General features: G+C 54.4%; 19 protein-coding genes. 5 read left to right on the top strand and 14 right to left on the bottom strand.

Translation table 11 applies throughout. The annotated features are described in order from the left end of the window. The first annotated feature begins 6 nt into the window (after positions 1-6). Complete coding sequence (gene pheA / locus HS100_08635; protein MBE7433971.1) at positions 7-819, top strand: prephenate dehydratase; 813 nt, start codon at positions 7-9, stop codon at positions 817-819. Here pheA and aroQ read toward each other — a convergent pair. The 14 genes from aroQ to HS100_08565 all read right to left on the bottom strand — a co-directional run bounded on the left by aroQ (position 809) and on the right by HS100_08565 (position 13,707). Further along, positions 809-1,243: a type II 3-dehydroquinate dehydratase gene (gene aroQ, locus HS100_08630; GenBank protein MBE7433970.1), complete on the bottom strand. Its 435-nt coding sequence runs from the start codon at positions 1,241-1,243 to the stop codon at positions 809-811. The genes pheA and aroQ overlap by 11 nt on opposite strands. Next, complete coding sequence (gene aroB, locus HS100_08625) at positions 1,240-2,736, bottom strand: 3-dehydroquinate synthase (GenBank protein MBE7433969.1); 1,497 nt, start codon at positions 2,734-2,736, stop codon at positions 1,240-1,242. Before aroB ends, aroQ begins: the two co-directional genes overlap by 4 nt. Before the next feature lie 33 nt (positions 2,737-2,769). After that, entirely contained in the window at positions 2,770-3,942 is a 1,173-nt protein-coding gene (aroC, locus tag HS100_08620) for a chorismate synthase (GenBank protein MBE7433968.1), read from the bottom strand. A gap of 41 nt (positions 3,943-3,983) precedes the next feature. Then, positions 3,984-4,835 carry a shikimate dehydrogenase gene (aroE, locus tag HS100_08615; protein MBE7433967.1) on the bottom strand — a complete coding sequence of 284 codons (852 nt, stop codon included), beginning with the start codon at positions 4,833-4,835 and terminating at the stop codon, positions 3,984-3,986. Then, positions 4,832-6,139 carry a 3-phosphoshikimate 1-carboxyvinyltransferase gene (gene aroA, locus HS100_08610; GenBank protein ID MBE7433966.1) on the bottom strand — a complete coding sequence of 436 codons (1,308 nt, stop codon included), beginning with the start codon at positions 6,137-6,139 and terminating at the stop codon, positions 4,832-4,834. Before aroA ends, aroE begins: the two co-directional genes overlap by 4 nt. Before the next feature lie 32 nt (positions 6,140-6,171). Further along, positions 6,172-7,026, bottom strand: a complete 855-nt coding sequence (locus HS100_08605) for a prephenate dehydrogenase (protein ID MBE7433965.1) — start codon at positions 7,024-7,026, stop codon at positions 6,172-6,174. Between the two features lie 3 nt (positions 7,027-7,029). Next, positions 7,030-8,076, bottom strand: a complete 1,047-nt coding sequence (gene aroF / locus HS100_08600; GenBank protein MBE7433964.1) for a 3-deoxy-7-phosphoheptulonate synthase — start codon at positions 8,074-8,076, stop codon at positions 7,030-7,032. 79 nt (positions 8,077-8,155) lie between these two features. Further along, positions 8,156-8,527, bottom strand: a complete 372-nt coding sequence (gene aroH, locus HS100_08595; GenBank protein MBE7433963.1) for a chorismate mutase — start codon at positions 8,525-8,527, stop codon at positions 8,156-8,158. A 296-nt stretch (positions 8,528-8,823) separates the two neighbouring features. Continuing rightward, complete coding sequence (locus HS100_08590; GenBank protein MBE7433962.1) at positions 8,824-9,882, bottom strand: PD40 domain-containing protein; 1,059 nt, start codon at positions 9,880-9,882, stop codon at positions 8,824-8,826. Positions 9,883-9,885: 3 nt separating this feature from the next. After that, the gene (locus HS100_08585) at positions 9,886-11,241 is read right to left on the bottom strand and encodes a C39 family peptidase (GenBank protein ID MBE7433961.1); all 1,356 of its coding nucleotides are present in this window, start codon (positions 11,239-11,241) and stop codon (positions 9,886-9,888) included. Between the two features lie 57 nt (positions 11,242-11,298). Further along, on the bottom strand, positions 11,299-11,877 hold the full coding sequence (gene ruvA, locus HS100_08580) for a Holliday junction branch migration protein RuvA (GenBank protein ID MBE7433960.1): 579 nt from the start codon (positions 11,875-11,877) through the stop codon (positions 11,299-11,301). 54 nt (positions 11,878-11,931) lie between these two features. Further along, positions 11,932-12,327, bottom strand: coding sequence for a GxxExxY protein (locus tag HS100_08575; GenBank protein MBE7433959.1), 396 nt, complete (start codon positions 12,325-12,327; stop codon positions 11,932-11,934). A gap of 53 nt (positions 12,328-12,380) precedes the next feature. Further along, complete coding sequence (gene ruvC, locus HS100_08570; protein MBE7433958.1) at positions 12,381-12,863, bottom strand: crossover junction endodeoxyribonuclease RuvC; 483 nt, start codon at positions 12,861-12,863, stop codon at positions 12,381-12,383. An 88-nt stretch (positions 12,864-12,951) separates the two neighbouring features. Beyond that, positions 12,952-13,707 (bottom strand): YebC/PmpR family DNA-binding transcriptional regulator, encoded by a 756-nt coding sequence (locus HS100_08565; GenBank protein ID MBE7433957.1) that lies wholly within the window; start codon positions 13,705-13,707, stop codon positions 12,952-12,954. A gap of 155 nt (positions 13,708-13,862) precedes the next feature. Here HS100_08565 and HS100_08560 point away from each other — a divergent pair, with 155 nt between their 5' ends. Genes HS100_08560 through HS100_08545 form a run of 4 tightly spaced genes read left to right on the top strand, consistent with a single transcriptional unit; the run spans position 13,863 to position 17,713 of the window. After that, positions 13,863-15,608, top strand: a complete 1,746-nt coding sequence (locus tag HS100_08560; GenBank protein ID MBE7433956.1) for a hypothetical protein — start codon at positions 13,863-13,865, stop codon at positions 15,606-15,608. A gap of 1 nt (position 15,609) precedes the next feature. Then, the gene (locus HS100_08555) at positions 15,610-16,290 is read left to right on the top strand and encodes a (d)CMP kinase (protein MBE7433955.1); all 681 of its coding nucleotides are present in this window, start codon (positions 15,610-15,612) and stop codon (positions 16,288-16,290) included. A gap of 51 nt (positions 16,291-16,341) precedes the next feature. Continuing rightward, positions 16,342-17,028, top strand: a complete 687-nt coding sequence (locus HS100_08550; GenBank protein ID MBE7433954.1) for a 1-acyl-sn-glycerol-3-phosphate acyltransferase — start codon at positions 16,342-16,344, stop codon at positions 17,026-17,028. Further along, positions 16,991-17,713, top strand: coding sequence for a 1-acyl-sn-glycerol-3-phosphate acyltransferase (locus HS100_08545; protein MBE7433953.1), 723 nt, complete (start codon positions 16,991-16,993; stop codon positions 17,711-17,713). Before HS100_08550 ends, HS100_08545 begins: the two co-directional genes overlap by 38 nt. Positions 17,714-17,726: the final 13 nt, after the last annotated feature.

Below are 17,726 nucleotides of genomic sequence, written 5' to 3'. Positions count from 1 at the left end.
GATGATATGAGAGTTGCATTTCAGGGCGAGCCGGGAGCCTACTCCGAACAGGCAGTGTTCGAATACTTCGATGAGGTTGAATCCGTCCCATGCGAATCTTTCGATGCGATGTTCGATTCGGTCGCCTCAGGCACAAATGACGCTGCGTTCGCTCCCATTGAGAATTCCCTCGCCGGGAGCATCCATCAGAATTACGACCTGCTCCTGCGCCATTCGCTGCACATCACCGGCGAATATTTTTTACGCATCCGGCATTGTTTGATCGCAAACGATGGAGTCAGGAAAGAGGAAATCAAGAAAGCCATCAGCCATCCACAGGCATTGGGTCAATGCGCCGGATATTTACGCAGCCACGGCATCAAAGCGGAACAAGTCTACGATACTGCCGGAAGTGTCAAGATGTTAAAAGAATCCGGCGCGCGCGATACAGCCGCCATCGCATCGATGCGCGCAGCAAAGTTATATGGAATGCCGATATTGGAGGAAGGCATCGAAGACAACCCCGAGAATTACACACGTTTCCTTGCCGTGCAGCGCGAGCCCGTCAGGCCGAAGGGTGATGCGAAAACCTCCATTGTCTTCACGCTGAAGAACGTCCCCGGCTCCCTTTTCAAAGCCATGAGCGTGTTCGCCCTGCGCGATATCGACCTGACCAAGATCGAATCGCGCCCGCTGATTGGCAAACCATGGGAATATTTGTTTTATGTCGATTTCATCGGCTCGGTGGACGAGGAAAAATCCAAACGGGCACTCGATCACCTGGGAGAATACGCCCTCATGCTGCGCGTACTCGGATCGTATCCGCGTTTTATCCCTTAACCTGCCCGACCAATCCCCTCAGCCCCAATTCATAAGACCGCCAGCCAAAGCCGGTCACTTTGCCTTTGCACACCGCCGAAATGAACGAAGTATGCCGAAACTCTTCGCGCGCATACACGTTCGAGAGATGAACTTCGATCACCGGAATCACAATGGCAGAGATCGCATCGCGCAAAGCGATTGACGTATGAGTGAAACCGCCGGGGTTGAAGACAACGCCGCTCGCCCACGTGCGCGCATCGTGCAAGGCGTCTATCAACGCGCCTTCATGGTTCGATTGCAGGCAGATTACCTCCGCGCCCAATTCTTTGCCTAAATCGATCATCTTCTGGTTGATGTCATTCAACGTCATCGAACCATAGACCTCCGGTTCGCGCGTTCCCAATAAATTCAAATTTGGTCCGTGCAGGATCAAAATTTTCATTGTATTACCTCCTCCAGATCGGTTACTTCCACTAATTCAACATTCCCAATTTCAACCGGCAGCGCAAAGCGGATCGCCTGCCCATTCTTCTTTTTGTCCAATCGCATGACGCGGAGGATTTCATCGCGCGGCATTTCAGCAGGGATGTGGATGGGCAGCCCCAACCCCGAAAACGCGGACTCAATCGCCTCGACCATGCTTTGGCTTGCCAGCCCAACCCGGGCCGCGTACCTCGCCTCGATTGCAGTGCCGATGGCAATCGCCTCGCCATGCCGCAGTTCAAACCTGCTGACGAGTTCTATTGCGTGTCCGACCGTGTGACCAAGATTCAACTTTGCACGAATTCCTTTTTCGTACGGGTCTTCTTCGATCACCCGAATCTTCACCGCCATCGCATGTTTGACCACGTCTTCGAGATTGTCTTTCACCCAGTCCATGCCGCACTGGCACATGGCAAAAAGGTCCGGGTCTGAGATGATGCCATGCTTGACCACTTCCGCCATGCCCGAACGGAGTTCACGCTCTGGCAGCGTAAGCAAAAAGCCCGGGTCTGCAATGACCAACTTCGGGGAATGAAACGAGCCGATGAGATTTTTTCCTTCCGGCAGATCGAATCCGGTTTTTCCACCCAACGAAGCATCCACCATCGAAAGCAGGGTCGTTGGAATGCCGATCCAATCAATGCCGCGCATGTAGGTGGATGCGGCAAAGCCGGTCAGGTCTCCGATCACGCCGCCGCCAAGCGCAATAACAGTGCTTTTGCGGTCGAGCCCGTTTTCAAGGAAGGCTTTCCACAGGCGCGAGACCGTTTCGAGATTTTTATATTCTTCGCCCGGTGAGATGATGATCGATTTTGCGTTGAATAGTCCTTGAATCTTTTCGAGATGAAATTTCGCCACGTTCTCGTCAGTGACGACGATGGGGTTTTGCAGATTTGTCACGCGGAATGCGCGACCTACGATGACATCATACTCACCCATCGCGGAAAGATGATGCCGTCCGGCCAGCGCTTGCGCGTGTTTGGAAATTTGTTCGATGCCTCCATTATCCACAACCACTTGCAAAGGAAAGGATGCATAATGCCCGGCGCGACCTTCAAGGTAAGCCTTGAGTTTTGATTCCAGATCGCCAGCCAGCAGGGGACGTTTATGCGGGTCTTTTTCGAGTCTATCCAACAAAGTGGATGGTTCCGCCTTCAAAAGGATCACCTTGCCGTTTTGCTCAACCAGATTACGATTTTCATCTCCCAGCAAAGCACCGCCGCCAAGCGCGACCACACTTTCTTTGCCATTGATGATCTGCTTCAGGGTTTCGGTTTCCAGATCGCGGACTTTGGGCATGCCTTCCGCTTCGACGATCTCCGGGATGGGCATGCCTGCAATTAGCTCGATAATTTGATCGGAATCAATAAATGGAAGTTTCAAGTCATGGGCAAGTTGTTTGCCAATGGTGGATTTGCCCGAGCCGGAGGGTCCGTAGAGAAACAAGTGCATTTCAATATCCAGTGATCAGTGTCCAGGAAACAGTTATTCCCAAAACACATGCGGAATGTTATCCATTGGCAGGTCTTCAAGTGCCGCTTTGCGCAGGGTTTCAAAGCGCGGCTTCATTTCATTGAGTGAGTCACCGCCGATTTTTTCGAGCAGGGCATCGGCAAGAACGAAAGCAACCATTGCTTCAAGAATGGGAACAGCGCGCGGGACGGGACAGAAGTCAGAGCGTTCGTATTTGGTGGGGGCATTCTCGCCTTTGGCAAGGTCAACGGTTTGTTGTGGAACGAGGGTCGTGGCTATCGGTTTCATGGCAGCGCGGATGACGATGGGCTGCCCGTTGCTCACTCCGCCTTCGGTGCCGCCTGCTCTGTTCGAGTTACGAGTTACCGAATTATGAGAACCGAGTTGCATGGCATCATGCGCTTCGGTTCCAATTCGTTTTGCGTTCTCGAAGGCGTCGCCGACTTCCACGCCTTTGATTGCCTGGACAGACATGATGGCATAAGCAAGTTTGGCTTCGAGGCGGCGGTCCCATTGCATGAAGCTTCCCAAGCCAATGGGCAAATTCAGCGCAACGACTTCAAGAACGCCGCCGAGAGTATTTTTGCCTTGGATGGTCTTTTCGATCTCGGCGCGCATTTTTTCGGCGGCGGATTCGATCGGGCAGCGCACATCCGACTCTTCGGCGCGGGTGAAGCGTTCCTCGTAAGGCATATCGCCAAAGTCCGCGGACACTTTGCCGATGGAGGAAACATATCCGCCGACGATAATCCCAAACTGCGCGAGAAAATGTTTGCAGACGGCTCCCACCGCCACACGCATGGTGGTCTCGCGGGCGGAGGCGCGCTCCAATGCGGGTCGCAGATCTTTGTAACCGTATTTGACCGCGCCGGTTAAATCCGCGTGACCAGGGCGCGGAGCAGTCATCGGCTCGATGGCTTTGCCCTTCCATTTGACATGGTCATCGTTTTGGACGAGCATGGCAATCGGCGCGCCGGTCGTTTCACCCGCCATGACTCCGCCGAGGATTTGCACGGCATCAATTTCAATTTTCATGCGTCCGCCTGAGCCGTATCCCTGCCGGCGGCGGGCGAGTTCTTTGTTGATGATTTCAGGTGTGAGGGAAAGTCCCGCGGGGATACCATCCAAGATTGTCGTTAAAGATGGTCCGTGGGATTCACCTGCGGTGAGAAAGCGTAGGGGCATTAAGTCTCCAAGTAGAAAGTGGTGAATAAAGAATGAAAGAATTATGATCCGACAGCTTGACAAAGAACTTCGCGCGGCGGCTTGTGACCTGTCCATAGGTCAAAGGATAGCGCGGCTTGTTCGATTAACATGCCAAGTCCAGTTGTGGCAGTCAGGCTCTGTGCGCGGGCATCGCGGACAAGTTTGGTCTCACGTGGATTGTAGACCAAATCGTAAACAAAAGCATTGGCAGGCAATGGCAATTTTTCGGGCAGGGGAGATTGGTCGATGTTTGGGGTCATGCCGAGAGGTGTGGTGTTGACGATAAGGCTGAAGGTTGAAAGTTGAAGGTCGAAGGTCGTGATGCGTAATTCGTAATTCGCAAAAGAATCTGCAAGTTGTTTTGCTTGCTCTAACCTACGAGCAGCGATGGTGACACTCCAGTCATCATTCAGTAAAGCATAAACAACCGCTCTTGCTGAGCCACCTGCGCCAAGAACGATTGCCGCTTTTCCAATGCCAGATTCCCGATTCCCAATCGCTCGTTTTAGATCGGACAGAAAACCGGGCGCGTCAGTATTGTCACCGATGAGTTTGCCACCTCGCATGTAAACCGTGTTGACCGCGCCAATGGCTTGGGCAGTGGGCGTTAGTTCATCCATGAATTCGATGACGTTCTGCTTGTGCGGGATGGTAACGTTGAGTCCGTGGATGCCACCAGCGCGAACGCGGGCGAGCAAATCTTGCAAGGCTTGCTTATCTTCGGGGGGAATGGGGAAAAGTGAATAGGTTCCTTCAAGTCCACAGGCTTGGAGGGCGGCGGTATGGATTTTGGGCGAGAGGGAATGACCGAGGGGGTAGCCGATCAGTCCAAGTTTGAAAGTTGGAAGTTTTGAAGGTTGCAGGTTGTTCATCGCAAATTTTCCAATACTTCAAAGAAATCTGGGAAGGTTTTGGAGACACAGGATGGATTTTCGATTGTCACGCCGTCGAAGCGGAGACCGATCAGCGAAAAGGACATTGCCATGCGGTGGTCGTTGTAGGTTTGGATGTTGGCAGCTTGGAAGTCCTCGCACGGATAAATGGTCATGCCGTCTTCGTGTTCTTCCACTTGAACGCCCAACCGCTTCAATTCGGTGCAGGTAGCGGATACTCTGTCCGTCTCTTTGACTCGTGCCGAGGCGATGCCGCGAATACGGGTTGGCGAATCAGCGAACGGAGCGATGGCGGCGAGGGTTTGGGCGGTGTCTGGGATGTCACGCATGTCCACATCTACTCCATGAATTGATGCGTTGCGAGTAACGAGTATCGAATCGCGGCTCTCCTCAACTTCACACCCCATTCTTTTCAAGACATCCACGAAAGCGACATCACCCTGCACGGACTCGCGCGAGATGTTCTCCACTTTGACCGTCCCGCCGCAAATGGCAGGGGCAGCGAAGAAGTAGGAGGCGGCAGAGGCGTCGGACTCAATTGGGTAATTCATGATTGGCAAATACGATGAAGGATGTATAGTGAAACGTGAATACTGGCTACGTTCCACTTCCACGCCGAAGTCTTTCATGATGGCGATGGTCATGTCCACGTAGGGTTTGGAGTTGAGGTCGGTGGCGAGTTCCACTTCGATGGGAGATCGGGCGTAGGGAGCAGTCATCATCAGGGCGGACAGAAATTGAGAAGAAATGTCGCCCGCGATTTTTGTTTTGCCGCCAGGGAGTCCCGATGCAATGATTTTGATGGGAGGGCAGATTTGCGAATTCTGAATTCTGAATTCGGAATTCGGAATTGGTTCGATCTTTGCCCCAAGTTGAGCTAACGCCTCCACTAAATCCCCTATCGGGCGTTCACGCATGCGCGGCTCGCCGTCGAGGATATATTCGCCGTGCCCAAGAGTGAGAAATGCGGTGAGGAATCTCGCAGCGGTCCCTGCATTGCCGATGAAAAGTGCGGCTTGCCTTGCAGGGATTTTCCCGCCCCAACCAGTAATCGACATTGAAACATTCTGTTCATTCAATTGCACGTCAAAACCTAGAATTTGCAGGGCTTTGGCGAAGTAATGCGAATCATCAGAAAACAGGGCGTTTGTCAGATGTGTGGTTCCATTCGCGAGAGCGGAGATCAACAAAGCGCGGTTGGTCAATGACTTGGAGCCAGGCACACGGACGGTGGCGTTGAGTGGATGCGGGATGGGGGTGATCTTCAAAGCGGAAGGGAGCATGAAGAATTAGAAATTGCCTTCTGCGTAAGTGTTCATGTGTTTACCATTGTTTGATAACTGGTTCGGGACTGGTCGAGCAAATATTCCAATTCATTGAAGTTTTCGTTTTCCAATGCGGATTCCATGTCATTCAACGAATTGCGAAATGCCTGGATGGCGCCCAACACGTTATCCCGATTCGATTTCAGGATTCCCATCATCATATGAGAGGGGGTTCCCGCAAGGCGCGATGTCGAGCGAAAACCGGGCCCAATGAAAGGGGAAAACTCTTTCGGCGTGGAGTGCGCGAGAGCCGATGAAATTAAGAATGGAAGATGGCTTGTTGCCGCGATAAATTTATCATGTTCCCCGGCGGCCATCTCGATACAGGAAGCGCCGATGGTTGATATGATTTTTCTAACCGCAGATCTTGCGCGCCGAGTGGTGCGGTCCAATGGCGTAAGAATGAACGGGGCGTTCTCATACAAGTCTTTATCGGCGTTTTCGATTCCTAGATTCTCTTTTCCGCAAATGGGATGTCCGCCAATGGGGTCAAAATTTTCGGGCAGGGCATTCATGGCTTGCAGGATGTCGCGCTTGGTCGAGCCGAGATCTGTAACGATAAGATGTTTTGTAGTGAAGGACGGAAGCTGCTTGAGAAAACTGATGATCGTCGGGACAGGAACAGCCAGGATCAATACATCGAGTTGGGCGAGAAAAGATGCAAGGTCACTTTCAGCGTAGTCGATGATCTTTTTGGATAGGGCAATTTCGAGCGAGGGAAGATGCGCATCGAATCCAATGATGCAGGCGCACTTCCCTTTGAGACTCATCGCAAGCGAGCCGCCCATGAGTCCCAATCCAACGATCCCGATGGTTGTTTCTTTGATCGAAAAGCCATCCTCCATGATTCACCAGCCTGTAGTCACAGGTTTTGTAACCGGCGCGATGCGGCGGCCCATCACCTCGGCAATGGCCTTGACCTGCTTCACCATCTCGGCGAATTTTTCCGGTTTGAGGGATTGCTTGCCGTCTGAAGCAGCATGCGCGGGATCAGGATGAACTTCAATGATGAGTCCGTCGGCGCCTGCGGCAATGGCAGCACGTGCGATTGCCGGAACAAAGTCCACATGACCCGTTGCGTGTGACGGGTCGAGAATCACAGGCAGATGGGTAAGCTGCTTGAGCACAGGGATCGCATTAATGTCGGTTGTGTTGCGCGTGGCAGTCTCAAATGTGCGGATGCCGCGCTCGCACAAGATGACCTGTTTGTTCCCGCCTGCGAGCAGGTATTCGGCAGACATGAGCAGTTCCTCAAGAGTCGCGGAAAGACCGCGTTTGAGCAGTATCGTTTTGCGTGTTTCGCCCAGCATGCGAAGCAGGTTGAAGTTTTGCATGTTGCGCGCGCCGACCTGAAATACATCCACATACTTCAACATGAGATCGAGCTGAACCTGCGACATGATCTCGACGACCATCGGCATGCCCGTCTTTTCGCGCGCTTCGGCGAGATATTCGAGGCCCTCCTCGCCTAGCCCCTGGAATGAATACGGCGATGTGCGCGGCTTGAAGACCCCGCCTCGAAGCGCATTCGCGCCCGCCTCTCTCACCGCCTGGGCTGTTTCCAGAATCTGGGAGCGACTCTCCACCGAACATGGTCCCGCAATGAGGACGATATCCTCGCCGCCGATGTTGAAACCGTCTATAGGAAAGACCGAATTATCGGGGTGCGCCTGGCGCGAGCCCAGCTTGAAAGGCTGGGATATGCGCTTCACGGATTCAACTCCATCGAGCACTTCGAACGGGTCCAAAGAGGAGATATGAAACTCGCCCACCGCGGCGACGATGGCAGTCTCGACCCCGTGTGTGATGTGCGGAGTCAGCCCGTGCTTTTTGATCGCGTTCACGACCTCCTCCAATTGTTGAGGTGTGTAGTGTGGTTTCATTACAATGATCATGGTTCTTCTCCTGATTATTCCGCTGGTATTCATTCGCCTTTGTTATTCTACTCGGGCAGCTCGACCATTGGGATTAATATTACTGCGCCGCCACCAGATCGGGTCTTAACTTCACGGCATCGCGCAGATAGACATGCGCGATCTTATCCTGAGGCATTACCGTATTCCAATGCACCAATACACGGATGACGCGCGGCAGACTGGCCGGCACAGGGATCTCGCGCGCGCAGATCATCGGGACAAGACCCCAGCCCATCTCGCGGGCGGCTTGCGCAGGGAAGGTGGAGTTCAGGTCCTCAGTGACAGTGAAGATGGCGCTCCCGACATCTTCCGGGCGCATCGACTCGTTTGCGCTCAGGATCGCTTCGAGCACCTCGCGAGTGGCTTCGAGGATCAAGTCGGGGTCGTCGGCTGGGACTGTGATCGCGCCGCGGATTCCGCGAATGGGCATAATGTTCTCCTAGATTCGCCCTCACCCCCATCCCCTCTCCCATAAGAAGGGGGGGCCGAAGGCGGGTGAGGGATAAAATAAAAGAGCGAGACCGCGTGGTCTCGCTCTTTTTGCATCCAGATTTAAATTCTCTGTCTACTTAAGCGCCGCCACCGGCAACCGGGTTCCGGAAACCGAAATAAAAGTAAAAGCTAAACCAGCGCGCAGACTTAAGCATGTTGAGCGCTATTCTATGCGCGTGAGGCGATTGCGTCAAGGGGAAACTTCGACCTTTAGCATCTCCCGTCGATCCGCCATCACTTCCCCCACCTCGGCTGCCAATCAGAGATGGGACTATTTGTGAGACGAGTTAAACCCATGCCATCGGGGTGGATGATATAGAGTTCGTTGTTGCCGTCGCGGAAGGAGGTGAAGACGATCCAGTTGCCGTCCGGCGACCAGGAGGGACCGAGGTTATCGCCGCCGTCGGTGAGTTTGACCAGGCCGGTGCCGTCCACATTGATGACGTAAATATTTCGGTCGCCTTGCGGACCGCGATAGAAGGCGAGGCGGGTCCCATCCGGAGACCAGGTGTTGCGCCCACCCATGTTGTTCAGATCCGTCACCTGGCGGGCATCCGAGCCATCGGCGTTCATGACAAATAATTGACGCGCGCCTGCCCGGGAAGAAGCAAATGAGATCATCGAGCCGTCAGGTGACCAGGAGGGATCGATATCGTCCTTGTTTGTCAGCGGATGCGGATTGGAGCCATCAGGCTTCATCAACCAGAGGCCGTTCCCGTGTTTGGTGAATATGATCCAATCACCGGTGGGAGAAAGCTCGGGGGCGTAGAGCGCGCCGATGTTATTGGTTAGCTTTTGCAAGTTGTTCCCATTGATATCAATCGAGTAGATTTCGAACGTTCCGGTATCTCGCGATGAAAAAAAGATCGTATTTCCATCCGGCGAGATGGAGGGATAGAAGGCGGTCGCTTTGAGATTCGTCAACTGTGTGCGGCCGCTGCCATCCGCGTTGAGCAGACATATCTGGTCGATTTGCTTGACGTAACAGGCGAAAGCGATCTTCCCTACAGGCGGCGGGCTGTCGTTGAAGGATGGAATCGGTGTGGGGATAAACTCGGGTTGAAGAGTCAGCGTCAGCGTGGGGAGAGGCGCGGCGGAGTCTGTGGGGAGGATCAAGGTCCCGGCGGTGGGTGAGGGAATGAGGGTGGAGTCCAGCTCGGGCGTGGGTATCCCATTCACCGGCTCATTGGCGACGACAATGATCGAATAGAAGATCAACGAGCAAAGGGCGAGAAATGCAAGAGCCAGGCCAATGATAAGAACGGATTGGACAGGTGTCGGTTTCTCGCCCATAAATTACGGCTGCAACCCCAATTCCTGCAATGCCTGCACGGCGGGATACCAATTCGTATGAATTTGCAACGCGGCGCGATAATCCTTCACGGCGGCGTTGGTATCGCCGATCATATAATAAGCGCGCCCGCGCCAGAGCAGGGATTCTTCAAGGGTGGGCGTGGAGATGGTTTTTGTCAGCGTGGTGGTGGCGAGGTCGATGACATCTTGATAACGGCCCGAGTAGTAATAGGCGAAGTAGGGACCGGTTTGATACCACATCATGCGGAAGGGGCGGTTGCCTTTGGCGGTGTCCCAGTTGGAGTATTGGCGGAAGGCTTCATCATAAGCGAGCGCGGCATCGGAGTATTGATTCAAGACGACATGACTCGTGCCTTTATTGAAAAGGGCAAAGAAGAGATTGTTGCCTTCGAGTGTTTGTATCTCTTCTTCGGCAAGTTGGAGCGCGTGCGCGGCCGCCCAGGCCTCGTCTGCCCAGGGACCGAGGAGATACAACACTTCCGGTTCACGGTTGGCGGGGTAGACCACAAAGAACAAATAATTGAACGAGCGCCAACCGTCCTGGTACTCTTCGTATTTGCTGAGCAGGTCTTTGCCTGGTTTGAGGTAGGCATCCTGCACAATGAATCCGCCGCGAGAATCGTCGTAACCGGTGGTGAACAGGTAATGTCCGAGCCAGTCGATCTTGCCGGTGTAATCGCGTTCATAATAGCCTTTTTCCACAACCACGGGGAATCCAGCGGCAATAAGTCGTTTGAGCAGGTCCATATTTCCGCCGTGACGGTAGAGGGCGCGGAATTCCGTCGTTTGCGTGTTGACGAAATCCACAAGTTCATAGGGCATCACGTTCTTATCGGGCAAGCCGCGTTGGATAAAATCGAGTTTGGTATCGGGCGAGCCGGGTTTGACTACTTTGGCAACATCGTCACGGTCACCGGACCAGCCCCAGAAGTTAAGCGCCATGGTGAGGTTGGCAGGACCGCAGTAATTCCAGCGGTTGTGCTGATCGATGTAAACAACCCCGGGGAGAATCGCTTTTTCGGGAATGGGCGTGGATGTGATCGTTGGTTTTGCAGTGGGACCCGGTCTCAGAGTGACGGTCGCTTCGGGAGTCAACGTCAGAAGAAATTCGGCTCGAACCGTGCCTACGGCTGTTTCGACGGTCAAAGGGCTCGTTTCGCCGCCAGGGTCAAAGACGGCTTCGCTGGGGGGTCTGAAGAAGTAAATGATGCGCGTGCGAATCAGTTCGTATTGGGTCGAGAGTCGGTTTCTGACAGGCGGGAGGAATGCGATGACAACGCCGATCGCGAAGACGATAAGGATCAGCAGGCGTTTGTCGATATTCTTAAGTCGATTCATGAAAAAGATTATACATGAAAGGAAAGTCCCCCATATGAGGCTTACATAAGGAGAAGTTTATCCGCCGATGTATTGCAACGCAAGGCGGAGGCGTTCTTCCACGTCTTTGGGCGCGTCTTTGGGTATTGATTGCAATGCGGCTTGCGCTTCGACGACGGAGTATCCCAATGCAGTGAGTGCGGCAAGAACTTCGCTGTCGTAATCGGCGAGAGCAGCGACTTTGGCAAGTGCATCCGTCGGCTTGAGTTTATCTTTGAGATGCAGGGCGATCTTTTGCGCGGTCTTTTTCCCAACTCCGGGAACCTTGCCGAGCAGTTCTTCTTCATCGGCGAAGATTGCGCGTTGAATGGTTTCAAGCGTGAGCGTGGATAGTACTGACAAGGCGACTTTGGGACCGACCCCGTCCACGCCGAGCAGTATATTGAACAGGTCGCGATCCGTCTGGGATTCGAATCCATAGAGAGTCAGCGCATCTTCCCGGACGACGAGATGGGTAAACAAAAAGAGGATTTCCCCCGCCTTGGCATTCGTCCGCACCGGCGCAGGGACGAAGACTCTCAGCCCCACTCCGCCGACTTCGACGATGATGGCATTATCTTCGATCTGGGAGACTTCTCCGCGCAGGGTGGCGATCATGGTCTTATTTAACCACAGATGAACGCAGATAAAAAGGATATTTTGGATGGATCATTAATTTGAGATTTGCCACCTGGTTGAGGGACGAAGGCATTTTATCTCGACCTTTGTTGTTCCAAAATTGATGAGTAGACAGATCTCCGCGCCAGTTGCACGTAAATAGTTCAAGGCTTGTGCCATGTGTTCGTCCTTGAGCATGGTGACTGCCTTCAGTTCGACCAAAACTCGTTCTTCAACCCATAGATCCGCAGCGAACTCTCCGACAATAATTCCTTCGAATTCGACTTTGATCGGATATTGTTGAACCGCCTTTAAACCCGACTTGCGGATCAAATGCAATAGCGCGTTTTCGTACACTTTTTCGACAATGCCAATCCCCAGTGTGTTGCTGACTTTGTAGGCACAACCGATGATTTTCTCTGTAATGGCATTGGTTTCCAGTGTTGGCACATCAACCTCTCGTGCGTCAAAATCAAAGGTTCATCCGTGTTTATCTGTGGTTATTATTCGTATCGCGCCGTATTCAAATGCGTTATTGCAATCGCCAGCGCGTCGGCGGCGTCGTCGGGTTTGGGGATCTTGTCCAGTTGCAGCAGGGTCCGCACCATTTCCTGCACCTGCCGTTTCTCGGCGTGACCGTATCCCGCCACGGCTTGTTTGACTTCATTGGGGCTGTATTCGCAGATTTCGATTCCCGCTTTTTCGAGCGCTAATAAAACCACTCCGCGGGCTTGTCCGACCGCGATGCCGGTGGTGACGTTGCGCGCAAAGAATAATTTTTCGACGGCGGCGGTATCGGGTTTGAATTTTTTCAATAACTTGTTTAGTTCGTTGTAAAGCATCTCCAGCCGGGCGGAGGCGGAATCCGTTTTCGGCGTGGTGATCACCCCAAAGGAAACAGCGACCAGTTCACCGTCACGCATGAGGCGCACGAGGCCGAAGCCTGTGGTTGCGGTTCCAGGATCAATTCCGAGGGCGAGGGTCATGAGTTAAAAAATTAACCGCGAAGCCCGCTAAGAGCGCGAAGAAAATCTTAAATCTTTGCGTCCTTTGCGCGCTTCGCGGTAAATAGGTTTACGCGTTTTCGAGCGCCGCGAGGGCTTCATCGGACATCTTGACGTTGTGATAGACGTCCTGCACGTCATCGAGTTCTTCGAGATGTTCGATGGCTTTCATCACGGAGAGAGTCTCCTCCACGCCGACTTCGATCTCCTGTTTGGCGATTAGTCGCAGACCGGATTCCTGCGGCTGGACTTTGGCTTTATGCAGCGCGTCGGCGATGGTCTTGAACGACTCCACCGGACCGAAGATTTCGATCTCTTCGCCGCCGTCCAAAACATCGTCCGCGCCGGCTTCGACGCCGAGTTCGAAGGCTTTGTCAAAGTTGAGCATGCTGGTAGGGAAGGAGAAATAGGATTTGCGCTCGAACTGCCAGCCGACCGCGCCCGCTTCCGCCATGTTGCCGCCCGATTTGCTGAAGGCGTGGCGGACGTCCGAGATGGTGCGGTTGCGGTTGTCGGTGACGCAGGCGACCATGAAAGCCGAGCCGTGCGGACCGTAGCCTTCGAGGGTCAATTCTTCGAACACGGTCCCTTCCTTGTCTTCGCCGGTGCCTTTTTTGATGGCGCGTTCGATGTTGTCTTTGGGCATATTTTCGGAGCGGGCTTTTTCCACTGCGAGCCGCAGCCGGAAATTGGTATCGGGGTCGCCGCCGCCTTCACGGGCTGAGATGACGATCTCGCGCGCCAGCCGCGTAAAGATCGCGCCGCGTTTGGCGTCTGCCGCGCCCTTTTTGCGTTTGATGGTGGACCACTTGGAATGACCGGACATACACGTTCTCCTTCAATCAATAACCGTTTCGGTTGGTTTTTTAGGTTGAGCGGAAAAATTATACCATTCTGGTTGAAGGACTTTTTAGCACATACATCAATTCCCAATCACATATAAACCGGTTCACTTGACAGGAACCGATTACAATTGCGCCCATGACCTACCGACGATTCAAATACGAAGCCCCGCTTTACGCGCTGGCTTTCATCATCGCCCTGTTCGTCCGTTTCATTCAACTCGGCGCGCTGCCCCTCACCGACGCCGAAGCCGCGCCCGCCCTGCAAGCCCTGCGCATCTCGCAAGGCGAAGATCCGGCGCTCAGCCCGCATCCGCTTTATATCCTTTCCACGTCCGTGATGTATTTGCTTTTCGGCGGAGGGACGAATTTCCTCGCTCGATCCATCCCCGCCCTTATCGGCGGACTCCTCGTTCTAGCGCCCCTCCTCTTTGACGACCGCCTCAAACCGCGCCCAAGCCTGCTCCTAGCTTTTTTCCTAGCATTAGACCCGGGCTTGGTCGCCATCTCCCGTCAAACCGCGAGCCCGATCCTTGCGATAACTTTCCTCGTCTTTACCGCCGGATTCATCAACAAGAAAAAATATCAACCCGCTGCCATCACAGCCGCCCTTGCCCTCCTCAGCGGACCGTCCGTCTGGTTCGGATTGTTGAGCCTCCTCATCGCGTATCTCATTTCACGATTCCTTCTGGTCCGCAAACCAACCAAAGAAGCGGGTGGCGAGAAACAAGAAGCCTCCGACCTTCAACCCTTCGATACGGCTTCGCCAGTCGGGGCAACGCCTTCAGCCTTCATAATTCATTCTTCGACATTCATCCCCTTCCTCTTCACCTTTTTCCTCGCCGGGACCCTCTTCTTCACCGTCCCCGGCGGGCTTGGCGCGACGTTCTCGTCCATCCCTGCGTTCATCAACGATTGGAGATCCCTTTCCGATATTACGCGCGGAATGCTGTTCATCTCATTGCTCGTCTATCAACCGTTTGCGCTTCTGCTTTCCATTGTGGCATTAATCCGCGGCTGGACTCGCGGTCTGCGGCGCATTATGGTTTTGAGCATCTGGCTTTTCATCCCGCTTTTGCTGGTCGTCTTCCTGCCAGCCCGCGAAATGGCAGACCTGGCATGGATGCTGATTCCGCTCAACGCGCTTGCCTCCCTTGAACTGGCGCGTCATATATCCATCTATCCCGATGAGCGGCGTGAAGTTGCCGGGGTCGCGCTGCTTACTCTCTTCATCTGGGTCTTTGCCTGGCTCGGCATGGCGGGAATCAACTTCCTCCCTGTGGGCACGCCCGATTATCGACTCCGCGCGGGAATGCTGATTGGTTCGTTCCTGCTCTTGGTCGTCAGTCTGATCCTTGTCGCGGCTGGCTGGTCCATCCGAATCGCGCGGATCGGAGGCGTGTGGGGTCTGGCGGTCGCCCTGGGTGTGCTGAGTCTCAGCGGCACATTCGGCTCAACAGGCTTGCGCGGATTGAACGCACCGGAGATGTGGTGGCTTCCCGGCATTCCATTGCAAGAGAGTTTGTTGCGTGAGACCGTCAGTCAGGTCTCGGAGCTTGGGCGCGGAAATGACCATGTCGCCTCCATCGCAATCCTGGGTGTGAATTCCCCCGCGCTCGAATGGGCGCTGCGTGGAAACCCCGTCCAATTCGTAGACACGCTGGACACGGACAGCGCGCCTGACTTCGTCATTACGCCGTTCGAGTCGAATCCCGTCAGTTTGGAATCCGCGTATCGCGGTCAGGACTTCATCTGGAGACAGACGCCCATCTGGAGATACGCAGACACTGCGGCATGGTTCCGCTGGGTTTCCCTGCGCGAAATGCCGCAAAGCAGGGAACTGATCATCTTGTGGGCAAAGAGCGATCTGTTTCTCGATGAATAGCATGACGAATCATCCCCCCTCCATCATCGCATTGGACGGACCCGCCGCCTCCGGCAAGACCACGGTCGGACGACGGCTTGCTGAAAAACTCGGCTATCTTTTCTTCGACACCGGCATCATGTACCGCGCCGTGACCTGGATTGCGCTCGATCACGATATGGACATGCAGAATGAAGAACTTATCACGCAGATGGCGCAGTCTGCTCAGATCGATATCCGACCGCCGTCTCAAAACGACGGGCGTCCCTGCGATGTGCTCATCGGCGGGAAGGATGTGACCTGGGATATCCGCTCGGGCGAAGTTGAATCGAAAGTATCCGCCATATCAGCATACCCCGGTGTGCGCAAAGCATTGTCAGAACAGCAGCGTCGCATCGGCATGCGCGGAAAAGTGGTCATGGTCGGCAGGGACATCGGCACGGTCGTCCTGCCGGAAGCGGATCTGAAAGTGTACCTGGATGCCAGCGCCGAGGAACGCGCGCGCCGTCGATATGATGAGATCGTCGAACGCGGCGAGCACGCAGACCTCGACGACCTGCTCAAGAAGATGATCGAACGCGATAGGATCGACTCGACCCGCGCGGTCGCTCCCTTGCGTCCCGCCGGGGATGCGGTCATCATCAACACCGACGAATTGAACGAAGACCAGGTCTATACCCGCCTGGTTGAGATGTGTGAATAAAATAATCGAGACCTGACAGGTTTTGGCAACCTGTCAGGTCTTTTGATAATAATGAAACCCTATACCGTCCCCCTGCACATACGCCTCAATCGGATTTATCTCCGCCCAGTATTCCGTCTCATCTTTCACATCCTCGGGCAGATAAAAGTTGTGGGACGTGAGAATGTTCCGCTTGGGACTCGGTATGTGATCGCGATGAATCACATCTCGATCTTCGACCCGCCTCTTCTAGTCTCCTTTTGGCCCGAACAGCCCGAGATTGTCGGTGCGGCGGATGTCTTCGAGAAAAAAGGGCAGGGACCCATCCTTAAACTGTACGGGGTCATCCCTGTTCACCGCGGGGATTACGACCGCCATCTACTTGAAACAATGCTGGCGGTCTTGAAGGCGGGTCGTCCGTTGGCGATTGCTCCCGAAGGTGGGCGCTCGCACAAGCCAGCCATGCAGCGCGCCCTGCCTGGAGTCGGATATATCATCGAACATGCGAGCGCGCCGGTCGTTCCCGTCGGCATCCTCAACGCGACTGATGATTTCTGGCAGAGAGCCAGACGGGGTGAACGTCCAAAACTCGAAATGCGCATCGGCAAGCCGATTCACTTCCCGCCGGTGACCCAAAAAGGTTCGGAACGCAGGGAATTGCGCCAGCAGAATGCGGACATGGTCATGCGGCATATCGCAGGGCTGCTACCCGGGGAGTATCATGGCGTCTATGCCGGACAAGCCATCGCCTCCGCCTAAACCCATTACAGAAGTATGGAAGCCGGAGTTGGTGCGCCTGCCCCGGTTAACCCGCCTCCGCCTCGCCTTCCGCAAATTTTCGCACGGGCTGATCAAACTCTTCGCGTGGGCATGTCTGCGGGTGACGAGGGAGGGATTGGAAAACATTCCGCAACGAGGACCATTATTGATCGTCATCAATCATCTCGGCGATGCCGATGTGCCCACGCTCATCTCTTCGCTCCCATTTACACCTGACGCGCTCGCCAAGATCGAATTGTATGACCTTCCCATTCTCGGCGAACTCATCGATCATTATGGCGTGATCTGGCTTCATCGCGGGAAGCCGGATAAACGCGCATTGCGCGCCGCGCTGGACGGTCTCGCCGAGGGCCGCAGAATCGTCATCGCGCCGGAAGGACGCTACTCATTGACCGGCGCCTTGGAGGAGGGCACGCATGGCGCGGCTTTCCTCGCCTATAAATCAGGCGCGCCGATCCTGCCGGTCGCCGTCAGCGGCACAGAGAATGAAAACGTATACGGTCAGGTGAAAAGATTCAAGCGCGCGCAAGTCCATATGCGGGTTGGGAAAACATTCAGGCTGGAAGAAAATGCATCGGCGCGGCGTGAGGCGATGAACGAGGGCACGAGCCGCATCATGGCGGAGATCGCAAACCTCCTGCCGGCAAAATATCGCGGGGGATAATTCACAAAACAGG

The organism is Anaerolineales bacterium (assembly GCA_015075725.1).
In the GTDB taxonomy this organism is placed as follows: domain Bacteria; phylum Chloroflexota; class Anaerolineae; order Anaerolineales; family Villigracilaceae; genus Villigracilis.
The sequence above is the reverse complement of the archived record's forward strand: the minus strand, read 5'-3'. Positions and strand labels throughout refer to the sequence as shown.

What these genes read in the sequence shown, in the direction of transcription:
- pheA (MBE7433971.1), top strand. Translation starts at nt 7, where the DNA reads ATGAGAGTTGCATTTCAGGGCGAGCCGGGAGCCTACTCCGAACAGGCA.
- aroQ (MBE7433970.1), bottom strand. Translation starts at nt 1,243, where the DNA reads ATGAAAATTTTGATCCTGCACGGACCAAATTTGAATTTATTGGGAACG.
- aroB (MBE7433969.1), bottom strand. Translation starts at nt 2,736, where the DNA reads ATGCACTTGTTTCTCTACGGACCCTCCGGCTCGGGCAAATCCACCATT.
- aroC (MBE7433968.1), bottom strand. Translation starts at nt 3,942, where the DNA reads ATGCCCCTACGCTTTCTCACCGCAGGTGAATCCCACGGACCATCTTTA.
- aroE (MBE7433967.1), bottom strand. Translation starts at nt 4,835, where the DNA reads ATGAACAACCTGCAACCTTCAAAACTTCCAACTTTCAAACTTGGACTG.
- aroA (MBE7433966.1), bottom strand. Translation starts at nt 6,139, where the DNA reads ATGCTCCCTTCCGCTTTGAAGATCACCCCCATCCCGCATCCACTCAAC.
- HS100_08605 (MBE7433965.1), bottom strand. Translation starts at nt 7,026, where the DNA reads ATGGAGGATGGCTTTTCGATCAAAGAAACAACCATCGGGATCGTTGGA.
- aroF (MBE7433964.1), bottom strand. Translation starts at nt 8,076, where the DNA reads ATGATCATTGTAATGAAACCACACTACACACCTCAACAATTGGAGGAG.
- aroH (MBE7433963.1), bottom strand. Translation starts at nt 8,527, where the DNA reads ATGCCCATTCGCGGAATCCGCGGCGCGATCACAGTCCCAGCCGACGAC.
- HS100_08590 (MBE7433962.1), bottom strand. Translation starts at nt 9,882, where the DNA reads ATGGGCGAGAAACCGACACCTGTCCAATCCGTTCTTATCATTGGCCTG.
- HS100_08585 (MBE7433961.1), bottom strand. Translation starts at nt 11,241, where the DNA reads ATGAATCGACTTAAGAATATCGACAAACGCCTGCTGATCCTTATCGTC.
- ruvA (MBE7433960.1), bottom strand. Translation starts at nt 11,877, where the DNA reads ATGATCGCCACCCTGCGCGGAGAAGTCTCCCAGATCGAAGATAATGCC.
- ruvC (MBE7433958.1), bottom strand. Translation starts at nt 12,863, where the DNA reads ATGACCCTCGCCCTCGGAATTGATCCTGGAACCGCAACCACAGGCTTC.
- HS100_08565 (MBE7433957.1), bottom strand. Translation starts at nt 13,707, where the DNA reads ATGTCCGGTCATTCCAAGTGGTCCACCATCAAACGCAAAAAGGGCGCG.
- HS100_08560 (MBE7433956.1), top strand. Translation starts at nt 13,863, where the DNA reads ATGACCTACCGACGATTCAAATACGAAGCCCCGCTTTACGCGCTGGCT.
- HS100_08555 (MBE7433955.1), top strand. Translation starts at nt 15,610, where the DNA reads ATGACGAATCATCCCCCCTCCATCATCGCATTGGACGGACCCGCCGCC.
- HS100_08550 (MBE7433954.1), top strand. Translation starts at nt 16,342, where the DNA reads ATGAAACCCTATACCGTCCCCCTGCACATACGCCTCAATCGGATTTAT.
- HS100_08545 (MBE7433953.1), top strand. Translation starts at nt 16,991, where the DNA reads ATGGCGTCTATGCCGGACAAGCCATCGCCTCCGCCTAAACCCATTACA.